Annotated in this window: 19 protein-coding genes and 1 pseudogene; 9 read left to right on the plus strand and 11 right to left on the minus strand. The window is 56.0% G+C overall.

The annotated features are described in order from the left end of the window. Positions 1 to 11: 11 nt before the first annotated feature. The gene (locus tag PGR09_RS16395; protein WP_032707870.1) at positions 12 to 782 is read left to right on the plus strand and encodes a 3-hydroxybutyrate dehydrogenase; all 771 of its coding nucleotides are present in this window, start codon (positions 12 to 14) and stop codon (positions 780 to 782) included. 62 nt (positions 783 to 844) lie between these two features. Here the strand turns inward: PGR09_RS16395 and PGR09_RS16400 are convergent, their stop codons facing one another. Beyond that, positions 845 to 1,717: a LysR family transcriptional regulator gene (locus tag PGR09_RS16400; protein ID WP_045397688.1), complete on the minus strand. Its 873-nt coding sequence runs from the start codon at positions 1,715 to 1,717 to the stop codon at positions 845 to 847. A gap of 106 nt (positions 1,718 to 1,823) precedes the next feature. Here PGR09_RS16400 and budA point away from each other — a divergent pair, with 106 nt between their 5' ends. Genes budA through PGR09_RS16415 form a run of 3 tightly spaced genes read left to right on the plus strand, consistent with a single transcriptional unit; the run spans position 1,824 to position 5,085 of the window. Continuing rightward, the gene (gene budA, locus PGR09_RS16405) at positions 1,824 to 2,603 is read left to right on the plus strand and encodes an acetolactate decarboxylase (RefSeq protein ID WP_047078441.1); all 780 of its coding nucleotides are present in this window, start codon (positions 1,824 to 1,826) and stop codon (positions 2,601 to 2,603) included. A 9-nt stretch (positions 2,604 to 2,612) separates the two neighbouring features. Further along, entirely contained in the window at positions 2,613 to 4,292 is a 1,680-nt protein-coding gene (gene alsS, locus PGR09_RS16410) for an acetolactate synthase AlsS (protein ID WP_047046546.1), read from the plus strand. Positions 4,293 to 4,314: 22 nt separating this feature from the next. Further along, positions 4,315 to 5,085, plus strand: a complete 771-nt coding sequence (locus PGR09_RS16415; RefSeq protein WP_045397690.1) for a (S)-acetoin forming diacetyl reductase — start codon at positions 4,315 to 4,317, stop codon at positions 5,083 to 5,085. Between the two features lie 464 nt (positions 5,086 to 5,549). Here the strand turns inward: PGR09_RS16415 and PGR09_RS16420 are convergent, their stop codons facing one another. The 5 genes and pseudogenes from PGR09_RS16420 to PGR09_RS16440 all read right to left on the minus strand — a co-directional run bounded on the left by PGR09_RS16420 (position 5,550) and on the right by PGR09_RS16440 (position 12,222). Beyond that, the gene (locus tag PGR09_RS16420) at positions 5,550 to 6,074 is read right to left on the minus strand and encodes a tetratricopeptide repeat protein (protein WP_430915640.1); all 525 of its coding nucleotides are present in this window, start codon (positions 6,072 to 6,074) and stop codon (positions 5,550 to 5,552) included. Positions 6,075 to 6,092: 18 nt separating this feature from the next. Continuing rightward, positions 6,093 to 8,252: pseudogene (gene ccmI / locus PGR09_RS16425) on the minus strand (c-type cytochrome biogenesis protein CcmI); the annotation flags it as partial. A gap of 79 nt (positions 8,253 to 8,331) precedes the next feature. After that, entirely contained in the window at positions 8,332 to 9,675 is a 1,344-nt protein-coding gene (locus PGR09_RS16430; protein ID WP_161801909.1) for a c-type cytochrome, read from the minus strand. A gap of 10 nt (positions 9,676 to 9,685) precedes the next feature. Continuing rightward, the gene (locus PGR09_RS16435; RefSeq protein ID WP_045397725.1) at positions 9,686 to 11,470 is read right to left on the minus strand and encodes a GMC family oxidoreductase; all 1,785 of its coding nucleotides are present in this window, start codon (positions 11,468 to 11,470) and stop codon (positions 9,686 to 9,688) included. A gap of 2 nt (positions 11,471 to 11,472) precedes the next feature. Beyond that, positions 11,473 to 12,222 (minus strand): gluconate 2-dehydrogenase subunit 3 family protein, encoded by a 750-nt coding sequence (locus PGR09_RS16440; protein ID WP_161799853.1) that lies wholly within the window; start codon positions 12,220 to 12,222, stop codon positions 11,473 to 11,475. 511 nt (positions 12,223 to 12,733) lie between these two features. On the opposite strand from PGR09_RS16440, the gene PGR09_RS16445 reads away from it, so the two are divergent. Then, positions 12,734 to 13,105 carry a VOC family protein gene (locus tag PGR09_RS16445; RefSeq protein ID WP_020079032.1) on the plus strand — a complete coding sequence of 124 codons (372 nt, stop codon included), beginning with the start codon at positions 12,734 to 12,736 and terminating at the stop codon, positions 13,103 to 13,105. Between the two features lie 7 nt (positions 13,106 to 13,112). Here the strand turns inward: PGR09_RS16445 and PGR09_RS16450 are convergent, their stop codons facing one another. The 3 genes from PGR09_RS16450 to PGR09_RS16460 all read right to left on the minus strand — a co-directional run bounded on the left by PGR09_RS16450 (position 13,113) and on the right by PGR09_RS16460 (position 17,158). Then, positions 13,113 to 14,183 (minus strand): ABC transporter ATP-binding protein, encoded by a 1,071-nt coding sequence (locus PGR09_RS16450; RefSeq protein ID WP_047050603.1) that lies wholly within the window; start codon positions 14,181 to 14,183, stop codon positions 13,113 to 13,115. Then, on the minus strand, positions 14,176 to 15,945 hold the full coding sequence (locus PGR09_RS16455) for an ABC transporter permease (RefSeq protein ID WP_047046585.1): 1,770 nt from the start codon (positions 15,943 to 15,945) through the stop codon (positions 14,176 to 14,178). Before PGR09_RS16455 ends, PGR09_RS16450 begins: the two co-directional genes overlap by 8 nt. Before the next feature lie 124 nt (positions 15,946 to 16,069). Continuing rightward, on the minus strand, positions 16,070 to 17,158 hold the full coding sequence (locus PGR09_RS16460; RefSeq protein ID WP_430916313.1) for an ABC transporter substrate-binding protein: 1,089 nt from the start codon (positions 17,156 to 17,158) through the stop codon (positions 16,070 to 16,072). Between the two features lie 521 nt (positions 17,159 to 17,679). Between PGR09_RS16460 and PGR09_RS16465 the strand changes: the two genes are divergently transcribed. Both PGR09_RS16465 and PGR09_RS16470 read left to right on the plus strand, forming a co-directional pair. Further along, positions 17,680 to 18,354, plus strand: coding sequence for a hypothetical protein (locus PGR09_RS16465; protein WP_196796339.1), 675 nt, complete (start codon positions 17,680 to 17,682; stop codon positions 18,352 to 18,354). A gap of 2 nt (positions 18,355 to 18,356) precedes the next feature. Next, positions 18,357 to 19,049, plus strand: coding sequence for a hypothetical protein (locus PGR09_RS16470; RefSeq protein ID WP_047046589.1), 693 nt, complete (start codon positions 18,357 to 18,359; stop codon positions 19,047 to 19,049). A gap of 54 nt (positions 19,050 to 19,103) precedes the next feature. On the opposite strand, the gene PGR09_RS16475 is transcribed toward PGR09_RS16470, so the two are convergent. Next, positions 19,104 to 19,727 carry a DUF2272 domain-containing protein gene (locus PGR09_RS16475; protein ID WP_430916314.1) on the minus strand — a complete coding sequence of 208 codons (624 nt, stop codon included), beginning with the start codon at positions 19,725 to 19,727 and terminating at the stop codon, positions 19,104 to 19,106. A gap of 371 nt (positions 19,728 to 20,098) precedes the next feature. On the opposite strand from PGR09_RS16475, the gene PGR09_RS16480 reads away from it, so the two are divergent. Together PGR09_RS16480 and fdhF are read left to right on the plus strand one after the other, a co-directional pair. Further along, positions 20,099 to 21,190: a malate/lactate/ureidoglycolate dehydrogenase gene (locus PGR09_RS16480; RefSeq protein ID WP_380378950.1), complete on the plus strand. Its 1,092-nt coding sequence runs from the start codon at positions 20,099 to 20,101 to the stop codon at positions 21,188 to 21,190. A 244-nt stretch (positions 21,191 to 21,434) separates the two neighbouring features. Continuing rightward, on the plus strand, positions 21,435 to 23,585 hold the full coding sequence (gene fdhF, locus PGR09_RS16485; protein WP_380378948.1) for a formate dehydrogenase subunit alpha: 2,151 nt from the start codon (positions 21,435 to 21,437) through the stop codon (positions 23,583 to 23,585). Positions 23,586 to 23,805: 220 nt separating this feature from the next. On the opposite strand, the gene PGR09_RS16490 is transcribed toward fdhF, so the two are convergent. Continuing rightward, entirely contained in the window at positions 23,806 to 24,813 is a 1,008-nt protein-coding gene (locus tag PGR09_RS16490) for an AraC family transcriptional regulator (RefSeq protein ID WP_074165853.1), read from the minus strand. Positions 24,814 to 25,090: the final 277 nt, after the last annotated feature.

Raw genomic sequence — 25,090 nt, forward strand, 5'->3', positions numbered from 1 at the left:
GGAGTAACGAAATGAATTTAAACGGTAAAACAGCGTTGGTCACCGGCTCCACCAGCGGTATTGGTTTAGGCATTGCCAAAGTACTGGCGCAGGCCGGCGCGCAGCTGGTGTTGAATGGTTTTGGCGACAGCACGAGCGCGCGAGCCGAGGTTGCCGCGCTGGGTAAAATTCCCGGCTATCACGATGCCGACCTGCGCGACGTCGGGCAAATTGAAGCCATGATGCGCTATGCCGAAAGCGAATTTGGCGGCGTCGATATTGTGATTAATAACGCCGGTATCCAGCATGTTGCGCCGGTGGAGCAGTTCGCGGTGGAAAAATGGAACGATATTCTGGCGATAAATCTGTCCAGCGTTTTCCACACCAGCCGCCTGGCGCTGCCGGGCATGCGCGAGCGCAACTGGGGGCGGATTATTAATATTGCCTCCGTGCATGGGTTAGTCGCCTCGAAAGAGAAATCCGCCTATGTCGCCGCTAAGCATGGGGTGATTGGTTTTAGCAAAACGCTGGCGCTGGAGACCGCGCGTACCGGCATTACCTGCAACGCGATTTGCCCCGGTTGGGTGCTGACGCCGCTGGTTCAGCAGCAGATCGATAAACGTATCGCCGAGGGGGCCGACCCGGAGCAGGCCAGAGCGCAGCTGCTTGCCGAAAAACAACCCTCCGGCGAATTCGTGACGCCTCAGCAACTGGGGGAAATGGCGCTATTTTTATGCAGCGACGCCGCCGCGCAGGTTCGCGGCGCGGCGTGGAATATGGATGGCGGCTGGGTGGCGCAGTAACGCTAACCCAACGGAGAAAAGGTCAGCGTATCTCCGTTGGGTCACGCTATGCGCCCCGGGAATTAGAACATCTCCAAAAATCGCTTCACCGTACGCGAGCGCTCAAAACGGCGCCAGGCGATGGCAATATCGGTCTTAACCGGCGTCCCCTGTATCGATTGATAGCTGACGTTGGGCAGCGCGATACAGGTCATCGACTGCGGCACCAGCGCGAAACCAAATCCGGCGTTTACCATACTCAGCGACGATGAAATCTGCGACGACTGCCTGGCGCGGTTCATATCAATACCGGCGCGCAGGCAGCTATTGAACACCAGCTCATACAAACCCGGCGCCACTTCACGCGGGAAGAGGATCGGCGCGACGTCCCGCAGCTGCTCCAGCGCCAGCGTTGGCTCCGCTGACAATGGATTATCGCGCGGCAGTGCGATGACCATTGGCTCCTCATCAATGATACGCAGATTAAACGCCTTGCTGCTTTCGCACGGCAGGCGGACAAAGGCGATATCGATCTCCGCCTCGCTCAGCGCCGCCATCAAATTCGCCATGTTGCCTTCCTGTTGATGGAGGGCGACGCCCGGATGTTCTAGCTGAAAACGGTGCAGCAAGGTGAAGATTTGCGGATGGAAAGCATCAGAACTGGTAATACCTAACGACAGACTGCCGTTCATGCCGCGGGCAATGCCCTTGGCCTTTTCCAGCGCCGCATCGCTCAGCGCGAGGATTTGGCAGGCATCTTCATAAAAGGACTCCCCGGCTTCGGTCAGCTCCACCCCGCGGGTTAGCCGACGCAACAGCGGAGTGCCAACCTCTCGCTCAAGCCGCTGAATTTGCTGACTTAACGGTGGCTGTGAGATACCCAGTTCTTTCGCTGCCCGGGTGAAGTGCCGCGTCCGGGCGACGGCGACAAAATAGCGTAGATAACGAAGTTCCATATCGAAAACGTCTCAAACCAGCATGGTTTCTATATTGGAACTGTGAGCTGAATCGGGTCAACCTTTATTTAACCTTTCTTATATTTGTTGAACGAGGAAGTGGCTCATGAATCATGCTTCAGATTGCACCTGCGAAGAGAGTCTGTGTGAAACGCTACGCGCGTTTTCCGCCCAGCATCCCGATAGCGTGCTATATCAAACTTCGCTGATGAGCGCCCTGCTTAGCGGCGTCTACGAAGGTACCACCACCATTGCGGACCTGCTGAAGCACGGCGATTTCGGGCTCGGCACTTTTAATGAACTCGACGGCGAGCTGATCGCGTTTAGCAGCCAGGTGTATCAACTGCGTGCCGACGGCAGCGCGCGTAAAGCGCGTCCGGAACAGAAAACCCCGTTTGCGGTAATGACCTGGTTTCAGCCGCAGTACCGTAAAACCTTTGACCATCCGGTCAGCCGCCAGCAGCTGCATGAGGTTATTGACCAGCAAATCCCTTCCGACAATCTGTTCTGCGCGCTGCGAATCGATGGTCATTTCCGCCACGCCCATACCCGCACCGTGCCGCGTCAGACGCCGCCCTACCGGGCGATGACCGACGTACTCGACGATCAGCCGGTGTTCCGCTTTAACCAGCGTGACGGCGTACTGGTCGGTTTTCGTACCCCACAGCATATGCAGGGAATTAACGTCGCCGGCTATCACGAACACTTTATCACCGATGACCGCCAGGGCGGCGGCCACCTGCTGGACTACCAGCTCGACAGCGGGGTGTTGACCTTCGGCGAAATTCATAAGCTGATGATCGATCTTCCCGCCGACAGCGCGTTCCTGCAGGCCAATTTGCATCCCGACAATCTCGATGCCGCCATCCGTTCAGTAGAAAGTTAGGAGGTTCACATGGACAAACAGTATCCGCTGCGCCAGTGGGCGCACGGCGCCGATCTGGTCGTCAGCCAACTGGAAGCGCAAGGTGTACGCCAGGTCTTCGGGATCCCCGGCGCTAAAATCGATAAGGTTTTCGACTCGTTACTGGACTCCTCAATCCGCATTATTCCAGTGCGCCACGAGGCCAATGCCGCCTTTATGGCCGCCGCGGTCGGGCGTATTACCGGCAAAGCGGGCGTCGCGCTGGTGACCTCCGGTCCGGGCTGTTCCAACCTGATAACCGGCATGGCCACCGCTAATAGCGAAGGCGACCCGGTGGTGGCATTGGGCGGCGCGGTCAAACGCGCCGATAAAGCCAAACAGGTGCATCAGAGTATGGACACGGTGGCGATGTTCAGCCCGGTCACCAAATACGCCGTGGAAGTGACCTCGCCGGATGCGCTGGCGGAAGTGGTTTCTAATGCCTTTCGCGCCGCCGAGCAGGGGCGCCCGGGCAGCGCCTTCGTCAGCTTGCCGCAGGATGTCGTCGATGGTCCGGCGACCGGCAAAGTGCTGCCCGCCAGCAGCGCGCCGCAGATGGGCGCCGCGCCTGACGAGGCAATCAATCAGGTCGCGAAGTTGATTGCCCAGGCGAAGAATCCGGTGTTCCTGCTTGGATTGATGGCCAGCCAGACGGAAAACAGCGCCGCGCTGCATCGTTTGCTGGAAACCAGCCATATTCCGGTCACCAGCACCTATCAGGCCGCCGGGGCGGTCAATCAGGATAACTTCTCGCGCTTCGCCGGGCGCGTCGGGCTGTTTAACAATCAGGCCGGTGACCGCTTATTGCAACTGGCCGACCTGGTTATCTGCATCGGCTATAGCCCGGTGGAATACGAACCGGCGATGTGGAACAGCGGCAACGCGACGCTGGTACATATCGACGTACTGCCCGCCTATGAAGAGCGTAACTACACGCCGGATGTCGAGCTGGTGGGCGACATCGCCGGCACGCTGAACAAGCTGGCGCAAAATATCGATCATCGGCTGGTGCTCTCGCCGCAGGCCGCTGAAATCCTCCACGACCGCCAGCATCAGCGGGAACTGCTTGACCGCCGCGGAGCGCAGTTGAATCAGTTCGCCCTGCACCCGCTGCGTATCGTTCGCGCCATGCAGGATATCGTCAACAGCGACGTCACGCTGACGGTCGATATGGGCAGCTTCCATATCTGGATCGCCCGCTATCTCTACAGCTTCCGCGCCCGTCAGGTGATGATCTCCAACGGTCAACAAACCATGGGCGTCGCCCTGCCGTGGGCCATCGGGGCCTGGCTGGTCAATCCGCAGCGCAAAGTGGTCTCGGTCTCCGGCGATGGCGGTTTTCTGCAATCCAGTATGGAGCTGGAAACGGCGGTCCGCCTGAAAGCCAACATCCTGCATCTTATCTGGGTCGATAACGGCTACAACATGGTTGCTATCCAGGAAGAGAAAAAATATCAACGCCTGTCCGGCGTCGAGTTCGGGCCAATGGATTTTAAAGCCTATGCCGAATCCTTCGGCGCGAAAGGGTTTGCGGTGGAAAGCGCTGATGCGCTGGAGCCGACGCTACGCGCGGCGATGGACGTCGACGGCCCGGCGGTGGTCGCCATCCCCGTGGATTACCGCGATAACCCGCTGCTGATGGGCCAGCTACACCTGAGTCAGATTCTTTAAGTCATCACAAAAGGAAATGGAAATGAAAAAAGTCGCACTTGTCACCGGCGCCGGTCAGGGCATTGGTAAAGCTATCGCGTTACGCCTCGTGAAGGACGGTTTTGCCGTGGCGATCGCCGATTACAATGACGCCACTGCAAAAGCCGTGGCGGATGAAATCAATCAGCACGGCGGCCGGGCCATCGCGGTCAAAGTCGATGTTTCCGACCGCGAGCAGGTGTTTGCCGCCGTCGAACAGGCGCGGAAAACGCTGGGCGGATTCAACGTCATCGTCAACAACGCCGGGGTTGCGCCATCGACGCCTATCGAATCCATTACGCCGGAGATTGTCGACAAGGTCTACAACATCAACGTTAAAGGGGTGATCTGGGGGATTCAGGCGGCAGTCGATGCCTTTAAAAAAGAGGGTCACGGCGGCAAAATCATCAACGCCTGTTCGCAGGCCGGCCACGTCGGCAACCCGGAACTGGCGGTCTACAGCTCGAGCAAATTCGCCGTACGCGGTTTAACGCAAACCGCCGCCCGCGACCTGGCGCCGCTGGGTATTACCGTCAACGGCTACTGCCCGGGGATTGTGAAAACGCCGATGTGGGCCGAGATCGATCGTCAGGTCTCCGAAGCGGCCGGTAAACCTCTGGGCTATGGCACCGCCGAATTCGCCAAACGCATCACCCTTGGTCGCCTGTCGGAGCCAGAAGATGTCGCCGCCTGCGTCTCTTATCTTGCCAGCCCGGATTCCGATTATATGACCGGTCAATCGCTGCTGATCGATGGCGGCATGGTATTCAATTAATAAAAAAATAAGCTCTGACATGGTTTGCCCCTGCCTGTTCGCAGGGGCTTTTTTTCGTCTGTTACGCCGTTATTTTGCCGGGTGGCGGCTACGCCTTACCCGGCCTACGGCCCTGCCGGTACCAATGGCCTCAAAACCCCCGGTGGCGCTGCCGCTTACCGGGGCTACAGCGCTGTGCGATTTGGTAGCCCGGAGAAGGCGCAACGCGCCGCCTCCGGGAAACCCCCTGTGCGACAAAAAAGTTGCCAACCGATAACAGTATCTACGGTCCGTACGGCCTGCCTTTAATTTATTCACCATGCTGGCTGAAACTGCCGGTACCAATGGCCTCCAACCCCCCGGTGGCGCTGCCGCATACCGGGGCTACAGCGCTGTGCGATTTGGTAGCCCGGAGAAGGCGCAACGCGCCGCCTCCGGGAAAACCCCTGTGCGACAAAACCGTTGCCAACCGCTAACAGTATCTACTACCGAGCCTGCTGCGCCTGAGCCAGTTGGCGGGCAATCGCCTCGCGGCGGGCATCGCCCTCCGGCAACAACATCAGCAGCTGCTGTAGCGCCGCTACCGCCTGCGGATAGTCTTCATTACGTACCGCGCTGAGCGCCAGCATCTCCAGCACCGGCAGATTTTTCGGCTGCCGCTGATGCAGCTCGCGCAGCAACAGCTCGCCCATCCGCATCTGCGCGTTATCGCCCGCCCGCACCAGCGCGCTGGCGTAATCAAAACTTGCCGCCGGGTCATCCGGCGCCAGCTTATGCGCCCGCCCGAACGCGCCGATCGCCGTCTCGCCATCGTTTAGCAGCAGGCCAAGCCGCCCAAGCAGTTGCCAGCCGGCGAGATCGTCAGGGCTATCCTGCAGATGGCTGCGCAGCCCAAGCCTCAGCTGGGCCAACTCATCCATCCGCAGCGGCGCCGCGGTCGGATCTTTCGCCTGCGCCAGCAGCGCGGGATAATGGCGCTCGCTTTGTCGCCACAGCAGCACCTGACCCACGTCGCTGGTTTTCAGATAGAGCCCGCCGCTGACGAAGACCAATAACAGCGCCCCCGGTAGCAGCAACCAACGGCTAAGCGGCCGAACGCGCGTCGGTTCCTGCGGCGAAATATCCGCCAACAACGTACGTTGCAGCTCGACGATCATCGCTTCATTACTATCAGTGCGCTCCTGCTCAAGTTCGCGCAGTCGGGACTGGTACAGCGAGCGGTTAATGTCATTGCGATCCGCTGCTGTTTTCTGTTGCCGCGACCGGCGGTAACGCGGATCGAGCATGCAACATAGCCCACCCAGCGCCATCAGTACGCCGCCGTACCAGATCCAGCGCACGAACGGTTTATAGTACAGACGCACCGCCCAGCTGCCATCATCCAGTTCTTCACCCAGCGCAGCGTAAAGATCGCGGGTAAACCCGCCGCTGATGGCCGCTTCGGTCATCATCATCCGGCTGGCGGTGTAAAAGCGTTTTTCGGCATACAGCGTGGCTTCCGGGCGACCGTTGCGGCTGACGGCAATCACCCCCTCGCCGCCGCTCCAGTTCGGCCCGACGATATTACGCACGCCCTTGAAGACGAAGTGATAACGATGAATATCGAGGCTGTCGCCAGCCCGCATGCGGACATCGCGCTCGATGCTGTAGTTCTGGCTGAAGGTGATGCCAATAACGGTTACCGCCACGCCGACATGGCCGAGCACCATGCCCCACTGGCTGCGCGTTAAGGTACGCAGGCCGCGCCAGAAACCGTGGCGATGCGTGGCCCGCTCGTGGACTTCAATCAGCGCGAAGATAAGCACCCACAGCGCCATCATCAGGCCGATGACCGCCATCGCGGTGATGCGGTCCTGAAGCAGCCATGGCAACGCCAGAGAAAGTGACAACGTCACCAGAAGAGATATCGCCAGTCGTTTAAGCTGTTTACCCGGCTGGTCGCGCCGCCAACGAATCAGCGGCCCCAGCCCCAGCAGCAGCGCAAACGGCGCCATCAGCGCGGTGAACATGGTATTGAAGAACGGTTCGCCGATCGATATCGTCCCCAGACCCAGCGCTTTGTGCACCAGCGGCAGCAGCGTGCCTAACAGCACCACCAGCATCGCGGCCATCAGCAGAATATTGTTGCCAAGCAGGAACGACTCGCGCGACCAGAGCGTATGTTCCACTCGCGCCCGCACTCGCCCACCTTTCACCGCATACAGCAGCAGCGAGCCGCCAATCGCGAGGGTCAACAAGGCAAGAATAAACATCCCGCGCGCCGGATCGGAGGCAAAGGAGTGCACCGATACCAGCACGCCAGATCGCACAAGGAAAGTCCCCAACAGGCACAGCGAAAACGCAGCCAGCGCCAGCAGCACCGTCCAGGCGCGGAAGCTGCCGCGCTTTTCGGTTACCGCCAGCGAATGCAGCAACGCGGTGCCAACCAGCCACGGCATAAACGAGGCATTTTCCACCGGGTCCCAGAACCACCAGCCGCCCCAGCCCAGTTCGTAATAGGCCCACGCCGAGCCCAGCACGATCCCAAGTGTCAGGAACATCCACGCCGCCTGCGTCCACGGGCGCGACCATCTCGCCCATGCGGTATCCAGCCGCCCCGCCAGCAGCGACGCAATCGCGAAGGCGAAGGCCACCGAGAAGCCAACGTAGCCCATGTAAAGGATTGGTGGATGAAAAATCATCCCGATATCCTGCAACATAGGATTGAGATCGCGGCCATCTACGGGATACAGCGGCAGGCTACGGCTGAACGGATTGGAGGTGAACAGGATAAATAGCAGGAAACCGAAGGCGATCATCCCCATTACCGCCAGCACCCGCGCCACCGCGTCGGAAGGCATCTGCCGGCTGAAGAGCGCGACGGCGAACGTCCACACGCTGAGCAGCAGCACCCACAGCAGCAAAGAGCCTTCGTGCGCTCCCCAGGTGGCCGCCACCCGGTACCACACCGGCAGCGCGGTGTTGGAGTTTTCCGCCACGTAGCGGATGGTGAAATCATTGATTACAAAGGCATGCACCAGCAGCGCAAACGCGCCGATGATGCAGATAAACAGCGCACAGGCCAGCGGCCGGGCTAATGCCATCAGCCATCGTTCCTGACGCGCCGCGCCCCATAGCGGAAAGATACTTAGCAGCAGCGCCAGCCCCGCCGCCAGACACAGCAGATAGTTGCCCAGTTCCGGCATCATGGCTGTGTCCCCTGTTGTTCAGGTGTCATCACGTTTTTTACCTCAGGCGGGGCGAATCCAGTGCCCCGCCCCGGCCCAGTTACTCTGCAGCAGCCGGCAGTTTCGAGACGTCGGCGTTACCTAACGCCTTCTCATCGCGAATCATCGACTTATCTTTACGTACTTTCGCCACATCGCTGGCGCTCACCGGCGGCGCGTTGTTGCCCCAACTGGTGCGGATGAAGTTGACCACATCCGCGACCTGTTGATCGTCAAGGCGCCAGCCGAACGACGGCATGGTCAGGTTCGAGACCGCATCCTTCACCGCCGGCGTGGTGTTGCCGGTCAGAATGATGTGAATCAGCGAGGTCGCATCTTCAGTCTGTACCACCGGGTTGCCTTTCAACGACGGGAACGCGCGTTTATAACCGACACCGTCGGTACGGTGGCAGGCGGCGCAGTTATCGACGTACAGCGCCGCGCCGGTTTTGCTGTCATCGCCTTTCCACAGATCTTTCGCCACGCTATCTTCAACCGGGGCTGGCGTCTGTTTACCGCCGCGCGGCGGTAACGACTTCAGATAGCGGGCAATAGCGGTGATATCGTCATTCGAGAGATACTGCAGACTGTGCTCAACCACGTCGCTCATGCCGCCGAAGACCACGGATTTATCATTGCGCCCGGTTTTCAGGAACTCGGCCAGCTCGGCTTCGCTCCAGCTTCCCAGACCGTCGCGATTCTCACCGCGCAGGCTGGAAGCCACCCAACCGTCAATCGGCGCATTGCTACCCGCCAGGTAGTTATCACCTTCGCTTTCGCTAAGCGCTTTTTCCTGCATCGTCAGGCTACGCGGGGTGTGGCAGGCGCCGCAGTGGCCAAGCCCTTCCACCAGGTAACGGCCGCGCTCCAGTACAGGATCCACCTGCGGATTGGCGACAAAGTCGCTCGGCGTCGGGGCGAAGATGCCGCGCCAGAACGCCAGCGGCCAGCGCATCGACAGCGGCCACGGGATGTCCGTGTCTTTGTTGGCGACGTTCACCGGCTCCACGCCGTGCATAAAGTAGGCGTACATGGCGCGCATATCCGCTTCGTTGATACGGGCGAAGGAAGGATACGGCATCGCCGGATAGAGCGTGGAGCCGTCTTTACGCACGCCTTTACGCACCGCGTCGTCAAACTCTTCGAAGGTATAACCGCCAATACCGTGCGCTTTGTCCGGCGTGATGTTGGTGGAATAAATGGTGCCGATCGGCGTTTCCATCGGCAAACCGCCGGCAAAAGGTTTGCCCTCTTTACCGTTTGTGTGGCAGGCCACGCAGTCGCCGGCGCGCGCCAGATATTCGCCCTGCTTAATCAGATTGCTGTCCGCGGGCGCCTCTTCAGCGAACGCCGCGCAGCTTAACGCACCGAGAACCAGTGCCGATAACCATTGCATTTTCATGATTTGCTTTCCCTTATGCCTGCACCAATGGACCCGGATTTCTCAGGTACTGTTCGCGGATAGCCTTCGCCGACCAGTAGGCCAGCGCGGCAACGGTACCCGTCGGGTTGTAGCCCAGCCCCTGCGGGAAAGCGGAAGCGCCGATGACAAAGACGTTATGCACGTCCCAGCTCTGCAGATAACGGTTCACCGCGCTGGTCTTCGGATCTTCGCCCATCACCGCGCCGCCGTTCATATGGGTGGTCTGGTAGCTGGTGGTGTCAAAGTGGCTATTGGCGTTTTTCGGGCTACCGAGCATATATTTCGGCTTCATCGCTTTGGCGATCGGCGCCATCTTATCGAACATAAACTGCGCCATCTTGATGTCGTTTTCCTGCCAGTCGAAGGTCATGCGCAGCAGCGGCTGACCAAAGACGTTTTTGTAGTTCGGATCAAGATCGAGGTAGTTCTGGCGATAGGACTGATGCGCGCCGTGGGCATCCATCGACAGGTGGTGCGTGTAGGTGTCGGCCACCGCCGATTTCCACTTACTGCCCCACGCCGGGGTACCCGGAGGCACCGGCAGGCCGGAGATAGGCTTGGTCCCCGCCTGGTTAACCCAGAACGGCGAACCGCCGACGAAGCCCGCCGCACCGTGATCGAAGTTATCGGCGTTGAAGTCATCGACGCCGACGCCGTTGCCGCCCGCACCGATGAACGGGTTGGTGAAGGTATCTTTATCGAAAATGGCCTTGATAGTGGTCATGTTTTGATAGGCGAAGTTACGCCCGACCACCCCTTCGCCAGTCTCAGGATTGTACGGTTTACCAATCCCGGAAAGCAGCATCAGATGCACATTATGGAACTGGAAGGCGCCGATAATCACCAGATCCGCCGGCTGTTCCATTTCACGGCCCTGACCGTCGACATAGGTCACACCGGTGGCGCGGGATTTATCGTCAGTCAGATTGACCTTCAGTACGTTGGCGTTGGTACGCAGTTCAAAGCGTTTTTCCTGGCGCAGCGCCGGCAGGATGTTCACGTTCGGCGAGGCTTTCGAATACATATAGCAGGCGTAGCCGCTGCAGAAACCGCAGAAGTTACACGGCCCCATCTGCGCGCCATACGGGTTGGTATAGGAGTCGGAGGTGTTTGCTGACGGCAGGTTATAGGGATGATAGCCCACTTCCAGCGCCGCTTTTTCAAACAACTGCGCCGACCAGGTATTTTTCTGCGCCGGCAGCGGGAAATCGTCCGAGCGATCCGGCGCGAAGGCGTTACCGCCGCGGCCTTTACCGACAACCTTCCCTTTGACCGACCAGGCGGTACCGGAGGTGCCAAAGACTTTTTCCGCTTTATCGAAGAACGGTTCCAGTTCGTCGTAGGTGACTCCGAAATCCTGGATGATCATATCCTGGGGAATGAAGTTTTTGCCGTAGCGCTCTTCATAGTGGCTGCGCATACGCAGTTCGATCGGATCGACGCGGAAATGCACGCCGGACCAGTGCAGACCCGCGCCGCCAACGCCGGTGCCCGGCAGGAAGGCGGCCAGTTGACGGTAGGGAACCGCCTGCTGGCTGGTGTTGTGACGAATCGTCACCGTGCTTTTAGAGAGATCCTGGAACAGCTTGCGGCGGATGTTATAGGTCAGCTCATCGATAACCTGCGGATAAGCGCCGTCCGGCCAGGTATCGCGCATCGGACCGCGTTCCAGCGCGACGACGTTGAGCCCCGCTTCGGTCAGCTCTTTGGCCATGATCGCGCCAACCCAGCCGAAGCCAACGATCGCCACATCGGTTTTTTTCAATACGGTCGCCATGATTACGCCCTCTCCCCATTAATTGATACCGGTGGGAAGGGATAGCGTTCGCCTCGTTCAACCCAGTCCATAAAGTCGGCGCGCGCGCCGGGAAAATTAATCAGCGTCCAGCCGACCATGCCTTTATTGCCGCCATGGATAGGGTCGCTAAAGAAGCCTTCGCGGGTGTTTTGCAACAGATAGGAGAAAAACAGCGAGGCCGGCAGCTGTTTGAACTGCGCCTTGCCGGATTCCCACAGACCGAGCGCCTCATCCTGCTGCTCGCCGCTCAGTTCAGCAAAGCTCTTGTGATACTGGTTTTGACACCACTCTTCGGCATCGGCGATACCGAGGTTATAAATCTGTTTTGGTACCAGCGGCAGCTGGTAGCCCATCTCTTTCGGCACGTCGGGGTTAAATGGCCCCTGCATATACCAGATGGAACCGGTAGCATAAGGGGTGTTGAGCTGACGGTCGATAAATTCCGGCACACCGGCCTCTTTGGCGCCGGGACCGAGTTCATCGGCCGGGATTAAGCGAGCGACGGCGGCGTTGATAAACAGCCACTCGCGATCGTTGAAGAATTGCGGCTTCCAGTCGCTGGATGCCGCGTTGCCACCGGCTGAGGGTGCGGAGGCCGCCTGTGCCGTGGCGCTCGCCGCCACGCCAATGGCGCCCACGCTGCCGCCGCCGATGACGACCGTTGGAATCAAGGCCATTGATTTTACTAAAAAATCACGCCTTGAATTGTTGGTTTTCTCGCTCGACATAATCACATTCCTGTCAATTAAAAATACTGTTTTGTCGCTTACAAGCCCAGCAAACCCCGCTCTGGTACCGATACCATTGAACTGTTGCGAAACAGACCGTCTGGCTTTGGCCAATAAGACGTACAATAAATCGCCAATAGCGATAAGATTTATAGGGTTATCGTTTGGATATTAGACGATTCTCAACGTAACGCGGGAAAATGGCGCAAATATTCACCGGGTTGTCACGATAAGATCGGGCATTTAATAACCTGAGTGCGGTAAGTCATGCGGAAATTTCGCGCCTTTGGTTTTACCAAAGCGCCAATAAAGGGTGATATGTATCACATTTGTTATTTTTTGTTTATGGTACATGGCAGATTAAGCACCTGTAAATACTCGCTTAATGAATAATTAAACAATTCGAGCTGTTAAATTAGTTAATCACCGTTGTTAATTAAATCAGTATCTGTGCCCTTCTCATTTTAACGACACGGTGATGTCGTACAGATATTCCCAACCACAAGGAGAATTTATGTTCGATCATGTCAAATTTGGCGTCAGTGATTATGCCGCGAGCAAGGCATTCTTTTTACAGGCGTTGGCGCCGCTCGGCGTGACGCTGGCAGGCGAAGGCGAGCCGGCTTACGGCGCGGAGCTAGCCGGGGCGAACGATGCCTCTTTATGCCTCTATCAAAGCGAAGATAAACCCGCGCCGCTGCATATCGCCTTTTGCGCCGACAGCCGCGAGCAGGTTGATGCCTTCTGGCACGCGGCGCTGGCCGCCGGAGGCAAGGATAACGGCGCGCCGGGACTGCGGCCTAATTACCACGCCAATTACTACGCCGCCTTTGTCATTGCGCCAGATGGACACAATATCGAAGCGGTGTGTCATCTGGCGCCCTAAGCAAAGTTTATCGCTGCGGGAAGATCCACACATCGTCCGCGGGCAGCGTCAGGTGACAATGTTCGGCGTCACGCAGGGCCGTGCCGTAGGCGCGAATCGCAAAGTCATCGCCCTCGGTGCGGAACAGATATTCCCACCGATCGCCGAGGTACATGCTGGTCAGCAGCGGAAGTTCCAGGCTGTTATCCTGCGGCGAGCAGTCAAGTCGCAGGCGTTCGACGCGGATCACCGCCGTCGCCGGCTGGCCAACGCTTATCCCCTCGCCCGCGCGGCCCCATAGCGCCCAGCTGGCGCCTTCAACCCGCGCGCGTCCGTTCTCCAGCGCCGTCACCTTACCGTGCAGGCGGTTATTGCTGCCCATAAACTCGGCGGCGAACAGAGTAGCTGGGTTACCGTACATCTCCTGCGGCGTCCCCTGCTGTTCAATCACGCCGTTGTTAAGCAGCAAAATGCGATCGGAGATCGCCATCGCTTCATTCTGATCGTGGGTAACCATCAGCGCCGACAGGCCCAGCTTAATAATGAGCTCGCGCAGAAATACCCGCGCCTCTTCACGCAGCTTGGCGTCGAGGTTGGATAGCGGCTCATCCAGCAGAATAACCGGCGGGTTATAGACCAGCGCCCGCCCAATTGCCACGCGCTGCTGCTGGCCGCCGGAAAGCTGGTGCGGGTGCCGGTTGCCCAGATGTCCCAGACCTAGCTGCTCGAGTACGCTCTGCACCCGCTGTTTAATCTCGCCGCTGGCCACCTTACGCAGTTTCAGCGGATAGGCCACGTTGTCGAATACCGTTTTATGCGGCCACAGGGCGTAGGACTGGAACACCAGCCCGAGATTACGCTCTTCCGCCGGGATCTCGCTACGCGGGCTGCCGTCATAAACCACGTTATTGCCAATGGTGATCCGCCCGGCGGTCGGTTTCTCCAGACCAGCAACCGCACGCAGCAGCGTGGTTTTCCCGCTGCCTGAAGGGCCGAGCAGCGACACCACCTCTCCGCGTTTGAGCTCCATCGACACCCCTTTCAGCACCGGGTTGTCGCCATAGGTCAGATGTAAATTGTCTACCGATAACTCAATCATGTAATTTCACTCCAAAGCGCAGGGCGATACCCAGACCGACTACCACCAGCAGAATATTGATAAACGATAGCGCCGCGACGATATCAATGGCGCCCGCCGCCCACAGAGAGACCAGCATCGAACCGATCGTTTCGGTGCCTGGCGACAACAAATAAACGCCGGTTGAATACTCGCGTTCAAAGATCAGGAACATCAGCAGCCAGGAGCCGATAAGCCCGTAGCGCGCCAGAGGAACAGTGACGTGGCGGGTGATTTGCCCGCGAGAGGCGCCGGTGCTGCGCGCGGCCTCCTCCAGCTCCGGCGCCACCTGCAGCAGCGTTGACGAGATAAGGCGCAGGCCGTAGGCCATCCACACCACCGTATAGGCCAACCAGACGCTGAAAATGGTGTTGCGCAGCGCGCGCAGTTGCACGATAAGGTGTTCGCGCAGCCAGTCGGCGACCGGCAGCGCCGAGAGCCAGCCGTTTTTCAGCGACTGATCGAGCCACATCGGCACAAACAGAAACACCCACAGAAACGCCAGACCGGCCAACAGGCCCGGCACCGCACGCGGTACCAGCACGCTGTAGTCGAGAAAACGCGTCACGTTATCCGGCTTACGGTGCATGGCGATACCGACAAACAGATAGCAGACCACCGCCAGCGCGCCGCCGATAATCCCGATCGCCATCGAGTTGACGATCGCCCGCAGCAGGTTCGGCTGCTGCCAGATGTTGCGGAAAGTCGCCAGCGACAGCTCATCCCATAGCGAAACGCCAACGCCCCAATTGGAAATAAAGGCCCGTAGCGCCACGCCCAGCAGCGGGACGCCGATGGTCACGGTCAACCACGCCACCACGACCGCGCCCGCGACCCAACGCCATTTCCCCAGCGGCAAGGCGCGCGACTGCGACGCTTTACCTTTCATGGTCACGAAGCGGTTGGCGGTACGCATCAACCGGCGCTGCAACATCACCAGCGGAATGGTAATGCAGATTAACACCACCGCGACCGCCGCCATCAGATGGTAAGAAGGCGTTCCCAGTTTATTGGTCAACTTATAGAGATAGGTCGCCAGCACCATGTTGCCCTCCGGATCGCCGAGCACCAGCATCAGGCCAAAGACCTCCAGGCCGAGGAAGAACAGCAGCACGCAGGCGTAGAGAATGGACGGCCGTACCATCGGCAAGCTCACCGAGGTCATCACCTGCAGCGGCGTGGCGCCGACGGTACGCGCCGCCTCTTCCACGTCCGAACCGACGCTACGTAGCGCCGAGGAGATATAAAGATAGGCGTGCGGGACGTGCGTTAAACCGGCGATTACCACGATGCTGAACATCGAATAGATATTCCACGGCACAAAACCAAGCCACTCCTGCGCCCACTGCGACAGGAAACCGACCGGCCCGGCGGCCACCACGTAACCAAAGCCCAGCACCATCGGCGAGACGAAAATCGGCACCAGGATCAGCGGCTCAATAAAACGTCGCCCGGGTAAATCGGTGCGAACCATTAAAAAGGCCAGAATGCCGCCCAGCGGAATCGCGATAATGACCAGACCAAAGGCGAGAATAAATCCGGAGCGTAAGGCCAGATAAAAATCCGGATCGGTAAAAATAAAACCGAAGGCTTCGAGGCTCCACTCTTTTGAGCGGGCAAAAAATGGCGCGGAAAGAAAGCTTTGCGCCACGATAAATAATAGCGGAACGTAAATCACCAGCGCCGCAATCAATACCACCATGCCACGCGGTAGTCCCTGCCACTTTCTGCGTAAAATGTTCATCTTTAATTCCCCTGGCAAAGTGCAGAGATAAATTATCAAGAAGAGATATGAGTACTTATTTACTGAACACTGATAAGGTCATTCCCCCGACTGCATTCCGGGGGAATTTTCAAAAGCCATAACTTTATTTCGCAGCGGCGGCACGCCATTGCTTAATAAATTCCAGACGCTGTTTAGGTTGCAGATATTGCAACAGGCTTTCATCCACCGGAATCGGCTTCAGGGCATTGCCCAGTAATTTCGTCATTCCGTCGATATCATTTTTACCTTCAATATCGTTGCGAATTGATGGAATATCACCCTGAGAGGCGAGAATCGTTTGCCCTTTTTCCGACAGTACGTAGTCGAACCACAGTTTCGCCGCGTTAGGATGCCCTGCTTCCGCGGTGATAAATGAGACGCGGGACAGCACCAGCACGTAGTCTTTCGGATAGGCAATACCTAATGACCGGTCGGTTTTAGCGCGCGCTTCGGCATAGGAGCCGAGGATGTTATAACCGATCAGGTTTTCACCGGAGGAGACGCGCTCCATCATGGTGCCGGTAGAGGATTGCACCGTCAGGCCGCCTTTGGCGATATTCGCCAGGTCTGCAAAGTAATTGCCGTCAGCCTTGCTATCCTGCACCGCCAGCATAAAACCAAGCCCGGATTTCTCGATATCGTAGGTGGTGACTTTGCCTTTAAATTTATCAGCCTGCCCGGCGATAAGTTTGGCCAATGCGGTATGTGAATCCGGCACTTCATTTTGCGGGATCAGCCGTTTGTTATAGATAAAGACCACCGGCTCATAGGTTGTACCGTAGGCTTTTTGCTGCCAGACCGCCCATTTCGGCAGCTTGCCGACTTCCGGCGAGGCATACTCTTGCGCATAATCGGTGGCTAATTTCAGCGCCGTGTCCATGGAAGAGCTCCACACTACGTCGCCGCTCCCGCCGCCGGCGGCTTGTTCACTAATATAACGGTTGTACAGCTCGGTGCTGTTCATATCGTTATATTCAACTTTAATCCCAGGATATTGCGCTTCAAAGCCTTTAATTAACGGCCCTGCCGCTTTGGTGTCCGTTGTGGAATAAACCACGACTTTGCCCTCTTTCACCCCGGCATCAACGACCTTTTGATAATCTGCCGGGTAGCCCTGCGGCACCTCCGCCAGCGCGGAGTACGAGAAGACTGTCGTCAGTGAAACCACTAAACCACCGATTTTCTTATACATAAAATCAACCCTTAAGCATCAATAATTAAACACAAATTTAACATATAGTGCTGTAAGAACCTCTGCAACGCATGGGCCGGGTTTTTTATAGCTTTTGTGACAGTGGTGTAGTTTAAAAAGTGGTGTTTATGGAGTTTATTCAGCGAGTAGTGAAAACAGCGAGCGAGGTCACAGATTAATGCTGCGTATTGAAGCCTGTTTATCCAGCGCCTATAGTCGACCACTAACTGCGGGTCTCAGTAACGAGCATATACAGTCATCATGGTAATTTCTTATAAATACATAAAGTTACTATGCGAAATTATTTTTACCGGCCAGCATTGTATTTTCTTGCTTTTGTGCCAGACTCATTTTAATCGACAATAACATTTTTATCTGCCGTATTTTTCGTTGACCGTTTTTATAAATAACATGATAGCAATTTGCGGCTATCAGTCTGTTGATGTTGAATATTTTAAGCGCGTGCAATTCCGTTTACTTTTAACAAGTCATCTATCTCTATTTAAGCTGGAGCAAATCTCATGCCTATTATCGGTACACTTTATGTCGTCCATAAAGAGCACAAAATTCCGGTTGATATACACCTTGAAAATACTGAGGAAGGAGAGTATGTCTATTATACGGCGGATGCCAGTATTGATGCGGATGGCGCCAATGGGCAAAACGGTTTTCCCGCCGCTTACCAAATAAATGACCAGTTTAAGGAAATAGGCAGCGATCGTTTAGTTAACCTTAATTTAAAAATAGATTCCAATGGTGTATTCCACAAAATAAACCCTACAAGTGGAGTTAATGCCATCTTAGACGGCAATGGTCAACCAAAAATATTTCCGCAAGGAATTATTGCATCTAAAACATCATTACATTATCAACATATTTCATTAGATGACCCCAAAGCTTATATCGATGCAGCGACAGTTCTCTATATTGCCGTACCAATGATAGTGATCGCGCAAACAAAAGGCACAGTGATTGGATGCCAGGCGAGAGTAACATGGAAAGATAAATCTATAAATTGTGTGGTTGCAGATAGTAGCGGCAATGGTATTGGTGAATTAAGCATCGCTGCAGCAGAGGCGCTCGGGGTAGGCGGAAATCCGCTACATGGAGGAATTGATGAAATTGCCGTCAGGTATGAAATTTGGCCCGGTAAAGCCACTCCGGGATTCCCGTTACTCCCCACCAAGCATCATTAACTATGAAATACTGGTTGTTGTCCGGGTTATCAATGCTTATCTCCTGCAGCTCACCACTCCCGGTTCCGATTATTGATGCCGATAAAGAGTGTATTCAGAACGCTCGTACATGTCATAATTATGCCGATGGTCTAGATTCTTTTAAAAAGGTAGTTGGTGCATATAAAGCCTTCGCCATAAAATGGGAGCACGTTGCCGATACCAAAAAGTTGGAGTCGCAAACAGCAGATGAAATAACCTTTTACGGATTACTGGCCAGTGCTGTCGGACTAGCCACTAAATCCCCTGAGACGGTGATTGCCGGCGCGTCAGTGGGTGCGGCAGGTACCCTATACAGCAAGCGATACCGCCTTGAAGTGCAATCGCATAATTACGATTTGGCTTCTCAGGCGATGCAGTGTCTATATATGGCAACATTTCCTTTCAAAGACCGTAGGTTTCCTGATAACCATGCCATTCGTAACGCAGCACTGGACTCATTAACTAATGTCAGAGAGAAGTTAAGACAGTTGCAATATTCGATGGTACTCGGCACCCCCGATATTTCTGGTTTAATCGCCATTATTAACAACCCATATAAAATGCCACCCCCTGTCATTACAAAAAATAATAAAAATAGTGGCTCTAACATGTCTCAAGCGGAAACCGACGAGCTATTGAATGAAATGAAAAAATGCGAAACCAAACTGAACTAGGATATAAACCAGGAGAACATCATTGATGCTCTCCTGTCATTTACCTTAGCTCTATTATGAGTTTATTCTAATAATAGCTAAAAAAGGAGCATCATTCATGTTCAGTCCGCCATTACTTGTCAGATCATAGGTTGATGAAGCAACTGCATCGCTAACGTTTCCCCCTACAGCTAAAATCGTACCATTGTTAACCTCAATAACAATATCACTGTGAGAATCAAAATTATTACTATCGTCAACAAGAATGTTATTATAAAAAGAAATTGCACTATAGTAGGTTAATGGCTCATGATAATTGCCATTTGCATCAGGCCGTCTTTTACAAATGATATCGCCTACTTGCACCGGGGTAAGTTCTGGATCTAACAATGAAAATTTTGGATATTTCCCCGCATAGATATAGGCGCAATATTCGGAATGATACGATTTTAGTGGAAAATCATGGCCAGTATAGCCTATCTGTTTTATACAAAAACAAATAAAAGCAGCCGACCATGCATAAGGGCTCGTACCGTCCAAAGCAGCACCTATAGATTGCCAGTATTGATGAACAATAGGCGAGAACTTAGCCTGTGACTCCAAATGTTGGGATTTTAAATTCGGCGTTCCTGGGTAGGTTCCCCATCTATCCCACTCATTAATAACAACCTTAGATAATTGCTGTGCAGAAATCGGCATAATAAACCTCTATATGATAAAGTAGAATATCATTAATGTTAGTTTTCCATGCTATTAAGAAAATACTCTGGCATATTTATTGGTATGCAGGCGAATGCCTGGTGCGCATTTAATGCGTCACAAATATAACTCTAGATATAAAGCTTCAAGAAATAAAGGCGGTATCGCTATTTACTATCTTCTCTAAATAACACTTTGCTAAGAAGATCGTATCCATATGATATATCGGTTATTTTTTACACGAACAAGCATACCGATTTATTATGTCTAAACCTAAATTCTACTGCTAGCTCCTTGATCTTCTGCGCCTTGCGGCGCAGCATGGAACGGCAAACGCAACAAAACAACAACATACATCGAGGAGACTATCCGTGCCTACAGGACATCGATTTCGCCCCACGGAGCTACACCACTTCGTCACTACCCTGTTCACGCAGCTGGGCAGTACGCCAACCGAAGCCGCGCTGGTCGCAGACCACCTGATCGCCGCCAACCTTGCCGGACACGATTCCCACGGCGTCGGCATGATCCCGAGCTACGTAAAATCCCATAGCGAAGGTTTTTTGCAACTTAACCGCCATGCCAGCGTGATGAAAGACACCGGCGCCGTCGTCACCCTCGACGGCAACGCCGGTTTTGGCCAGGTCGTTGCCCATGAAGCCATGCAGTTGGGGATTGAAAAAGCCAAACAGCACGGCCTCGCCGCCGTGGCGCTGCGCAATGCTCACCATATCGGGCGCATCGGTTACTGGGCGGAACAATGCGCGGCGCAGGGGTTAATATCCATTCATTTCGTTAGCGTCGTCGGCGACCCGATGGTGGCGCCATTTCGCGGCAAAGATAGTCGCTTCGGCACTAACCCACTCTGCGTGGTCTTCCCGCGTGAAGGCCATCCGCCGCTGCTGCTCGATTACGCCACCAGCGCCATCGCTTTTGGCAAAACCCGCGTCGCATGGCATAAAGGCGAAGCGGTGCCTGCCGGCTCATTGATTGACTCTCGCGGCGAACCGACCACCGATCCGGCGGTGATGCAGACCTCGCCGCTTGGCGCCCTGCTCACTTTTGCTCAACATAAAGGCTATGCCCTGGCGACGCTCTGCGAGGTGCTCGGCGGCGCGGTCTCGGGTGGGCAAACGACCCATCAGGACAGCCTGCAGGGCTGCGTCGACGCCATCTTCAACTGCATGACCACCATTATTCTCAGCCCTGAAGCCTTCGATGCGCCGCAGATGCAGCGCGAAACCGAGGCCTTTATCGACTGGTGTAAACAGTCGCCGCACGATGCCGATACGCCTATTCTGGCGCCTGGTGAGTGGGAAGCGGCCAATCGTCAGCAGCGGCTGGCAAACGGTATTCCGCTCGATGCCAGTAGCTGGCAGGCGATCTGCGCCGCCGCGCGGCAGGCCGGCATGTCGCAAGAGACGCTGAACCAACTGCAGCAAAATATGGAAGTTAACGCTTAATCTCAGTCCCCGCGGGGCGATCGTCAGCTACGGCGTCCCGCGTCATCGTCACTTGTGACGACGTCAGTGATTTTCCCACGTCTTCATCACCTTCATCCCCCGTCATCAGCGCTATTTTCACTTTGGCACGCATTATGCAATCGATTTGCATCGCACGACGTTCGATGTCGCGCGTTTGCTGACGGTAGCCTGCCGGGCCCGGCGCGCTATCGCCCTATCTTCACTGTTAACAGGTCTGTTACTGATGAATAAAATTACCAGCGTGTGCCCCTATTGCGGGGCGGGTTGTAAACTCAAATTGGTTGTCGAAAATGATAAAATCATTCGCGCCGAAGCCGCCGACGGCGTCACCAATCAAAACCAGCTATGCCTGAAAGGCTACTACGGCTGGGATTTCCTCAATGACACGCAGCTTCTCACGCCTCGCCTCAAGCAACCGATGATTCGTTATCAGAAAGGCGGCCCGTTCACCCCGGTCAGCTGGGAAGAAGCGATTCGCTACACCGCCGCTAAGCTCAGCGAGATCAAAGCCAAGTACGGGCCGCGAGCCATCATGACCACCGGATCGTCCCGCGGCACCGGTAACGAAACCAACTATGTGATGCAGAAATTCGCCCGAGCGGTACTCAATACCAATAACGTCGACTGTTGCGCCCGCGTTTGCCACGGGCCGTCGGTCGCCGGGCTGCAGGCTTCACTCGGCAATGGCGCGATGAGTAACTCAATAAGCGATATCGAGAACTCAAAATGCCTGCTGGTCTTTGGCTACAACTGCGCCGATTCTCACCCTATCGTGGCGCGACGGGTGCTCAAAGCCCGCGATAACGGCGCGAAAATCATCGTCTGCGATCCGCGGCGCATTGAAACCGCCCGCATCGCCGACCAGCATCTGCAACTCAACAACGGCAGCAATATGGCGCTGGTCAACGCCTTCGCCCACGTCCTGCTGGAGGAAAATCTCTACAACCACGATTACGTTGAGCGTTATACCGAAGGGCTGGAGGCCTACCGCGAAGCGGTGAAAGACTACTCTCCCGAAGCCGTGGAAGCACTGGTCGGCGTCCCGGCGCTGGCTATCCGGCGGGCGATGCGTACCTTCGCCGCCGCCCCTTCCGCCACCATTATGTGGGGAATGGGCGTAACCCAGTTCGGCCAGGCGGTTGATGTCGTTCGTGGTCTCGCCAGCCTCGCGCTGCTGACCGGCAACCTCGGAAGGCCTAACGTCGGCGTCGGCCCGGTTCGCGGACAAAATAACGTTCAGGGCGCCTGCGACATGGGCGTATTACCCAACCAGTTCCCGGGCTATCAGGATGTCACCGACGCCGCGGTGCGCGCCAAATTCGCCAATGCCTGGGGCATCGATCCGGCGATGATGGATACGCAAATCGGCACTCGTATCACCGAAGTCCCGCATAAAGCGCTGGCGGGAGAAATCAAAGCCTACTACATCATGGGCGAGGATCCGCTGCAAACCGAGGCTGACCTGGGTCTGGTACGCAAAGGGATGGAGGCGCTGGATTTCGTGGTGGTGCAGGATATCTTTATGACCAAAACGGCGGAAGTGGCTGACGTACTGCTGCCGGCGACGTCCTGGGGCGAGCACGGCGGCGTCTTTACCTGCGCCGACCGCGGCTTCCAGCGTTTCGAGCAGGCTATTTCTCCCACAGGTAACGTGAAACGCGATTGGGAAATTATCAGCCTGCTGGCCAGCGAGATGGGCTATCCGATGCATTACGCCAGTAACCAGCAAATCTGGGATGAGATGCGTGAACTCTGCCCGCTGTTCTACGGCGTAACCTGGGAGAAAATGGGCGATATGGGCCACGTGCAGTGGCCGTGCCCGACGCTCGATCACCCCGGTACGCCGTGGTTGTATCAGGATAATCACTTTGATACCCCATCGGGCAAAGGGCAACTGTTCGCCGCGCCGTGGCGCACGCCGGCGGAAACGCCGGACGATGATTTCCCGCTGGTGCTCTGCACGGTGCGCGAAGTCGGACATTACTCCTGCCGTTCAATGACCGGCAACTGCGCCGCGCTGCAGTCGCTGGCGGACGAACCGGGCCGGATACAGATGCACCCTGCCGATGCCGAGCGGGCAGGTATTGCCGATCGTCAGCTGGTTTGGGTGAGTTCGCGGCGCGGCAAAGTGATGACTCGCGCCGATCTCAGCGAGCGTATCAACCCCGGCGCGGTGTACATGACCTACCAGTGGTGGGTCGGCGCCTGTAATGAGCTGACCCAGGATAATCTGGATCCTATCTCGAAAACGCCGGAAACCAAGTACTGCGCGGTGAAGGTCGAGGCCATTGCCGACCAGGACTGGGCGGAACGGTACGCCTGGACGACCTATAGTTTGATGAAAGCGCGGTTAAAGGCGGCGGCTAACGCCTGAGGGTAAATTCAGGGAGAGGCTTAGCTTCTCCCTGGAATCTGACGCTGTCTGGATTGACATCAAAATAGGCCTTCTTTGGCAGGACGACTTTGTGAAAATCTTTTGTACCGCTCAGGGACCTGCCAGCAGGGACTGAAGTATATAGCCGCCCACCAGCCCTGTGGCGCCAGCAAGCAGGACTTTCCGTTATTCGGTAAGTTTAGACATGGTGTGTTTTTCCTCAATTCAAGCGCATGGCATGACGGACGCTGTCAGGTGTTTTTCCAGTCCACCCCTGGAATGCGCGATAAAAGGAATTGGGATCTTCGAATCCAAGGAGGAAAGCGATCTCTGCGCCGGACATCGTGGTATTTGCCAGATAATGTCGGGCAAGGCTCTCCCGCACCATATTGACCAGGGCGCGAAAGTTTTCCCCCTCCTCCTCAAGCCGACGTTGAAGCGTACGCTTGCTCAAACCCAGTCGTTCCGCGGCCTTCTCAATGGTAGCCGCGTTACCAGGCAACAGCTCCAGTAAGACAGCACGCACGCGTTCCGCCGTCGACGCCGTCGAATCAAGTTCACTGAGCCGTCGACGAAGATCGGGTTCGAACGCGTGAAACATGCTTTCGTTGACCGTGAGGAATGGACGCAAAGCATCCACAGCGGCGAAAGCGATTGCTGGATACTCTCCCTTTTGCACAGGTACGCCGAAGAAATTCTCGTAACGCCGGAGATAACGACTGGACGGAAGTTCCGGCAGGATAACGCGATGCGCCTTAATGTGCTCACGGGTAGCCAGTCTGGCTAGTCGCACGAAAAACGCAATCTCGGCCACTTGCAGCGAGTGAGGTACCGCGGTTTGTATCGACAACCAGCGAGGCGTCACGACCAGCTCGCCTGCGTCACCCGTATTGACTTCAAGGCTCATGGGCGCCACAAGTTGCTTGTATTTGGCGAGGCGCTGCATAGCCTGTACCAGATTCGTGCTGCACAGGGCAGCGAACAGCGGTGGGTTGAAAGAATCAGCCGAGAGAGTCTCGACGAGGCGTAAGGGAAAAATGGCATCACTTGCCTCAGCCTCTAAAGCGCGCCAGAAACGAAAATAGTCTTCGCCAGAAAGCCCCTGTCTTGTACGGGAGAGTAAATCGTCTGGAAGGCCGGCCCGACGTAATACATGGCCAGGCTGAACACCTAAGTCCTTCAGTATTGCCAGCCAGCCAATATCCATGGGAAAAGTTTTGTTTTGCACCTTCAGCACTCCGTCACTATTGCTCATTCAACCGACGCTCAGAGTATAGAGCAGTCATGCGCTTAACCCCCGTCAAACCGCGCCACAATGACTGCACGTTGCGCCAACCTGTAACATCCGCGACTCACTCCCTGTGCTGGCATCTCTCGCATTAAAATTGGCGCGGATTGCCAGAGCGTTGTCGCGGCTTGCTTCCTATAGTGAGATGAAAACATCACACCAGCCAGGACACGTTCCACCAGTCCTGACGGTCCAATCTGAACAATAGAGAAATCCC

This window comes from Klebsiella sp. 141251 (genome assembly GCF_050600725.1).
Classification (GTDB): Bacteria; Pseudomonadota; Gammaproteobacteria; order Enterobacterales; family Enterobacteriaceae; genus Klebsiella; species Klebsiella aerogenes.

Coding starts and splice junctions, on each gene's coding strand:
- PGR09_RS16465 (WP_196796339.1), top strand. CDS start 17,680: ATGCCTATTATCGGTACACTTTATGTCGTCCATAAAGAGCACAAAATT.
- PGR09_RS16395 (WP_032707870.1), top strand. CDS start 12: ATGAATTTAAACGGTAAAACAGCGTTGGTCACCGGCTCCACCAGCGGT.
- alsS (WP_047046546.1), top strand. CDS start 2,613: ATGGACAAACAGTATCCGCTGCGCCAGTGGGCGCACGGCGCCGATCTG.
- PGR09_RS16415 (WP_045397690.1), top strand. CDS start 4,315: ATGAAAAAAGTCGCACTTGTCACCGGCGCCGGTCAGGGCATTGGTAAA.
- fdhF (WP_380378948.1), top strand. CDS start 21,435: ATGAATAAAATTACCAGCGTGTGCCCCTATTGCGGGGCGGGTTGTAAA.
- budA (WP_047078441.1), top strand. CDS start 1,824: ATGAATCATGCTTCAGATTGCACCTGCGAAGAGAGTCTGTGTGAAACG.
- PGR09_RS16460 (WP_430916313.1), bottom strand. CDS start 17,158: ATGTATAAGAAAATCGGTGGTTTAGTGGTTTCACTGACGACAGTCTTC.
- PGR09_RS16455 (WP_047046585.1), bottom strand. CDS start 15,945: ATGAACATTTTACGCAGAAAGTGGCAGGGACTACCGCGTGGCATGGTG.
- PGR09_RS16475 (WP_430916314.1), bottom strand. CDS start 19,727: ATGCCGATTTCTGCACAGCAATTATCTAAGGTTGTTATTAATGAGTGG.
- PGR09_RS16450 (WP_047050603.1), bottom strand. CDS start 14,183: ATGATTGAGTTATCGGTAGACAATTTACATCTGACCTATGGCGACAAC.
- PGR09_RS16445 (WP_020079032.1), top strand. CDS start 12,734: ATGTTCGATCATGTCAAATTTGGCGTCAGTGATTATGCCGCGAGCAAG.
- PGR09_RS16435 (WP_045397725.1), bottom strand. CDS start 11,470: ATGGCGACCGTATTGAAAAAAACCGATGTGGCGATCGTTGGCTTCGGC.
- PGR09_RS16400 (WP_045397688.1), bottom strand. CDS start 1,717: ATGGAACTTCGTTATCTACGCTATTTTGTCGCCGTCGCCCGGACGCGG.
- PGR09_RS16470 (WP_047046589.1), top strand. CDS start 18,357: ATGAAATACTGGTTGTTGTCCGGGTTATCAATGCTTATCTCCTGCAGC.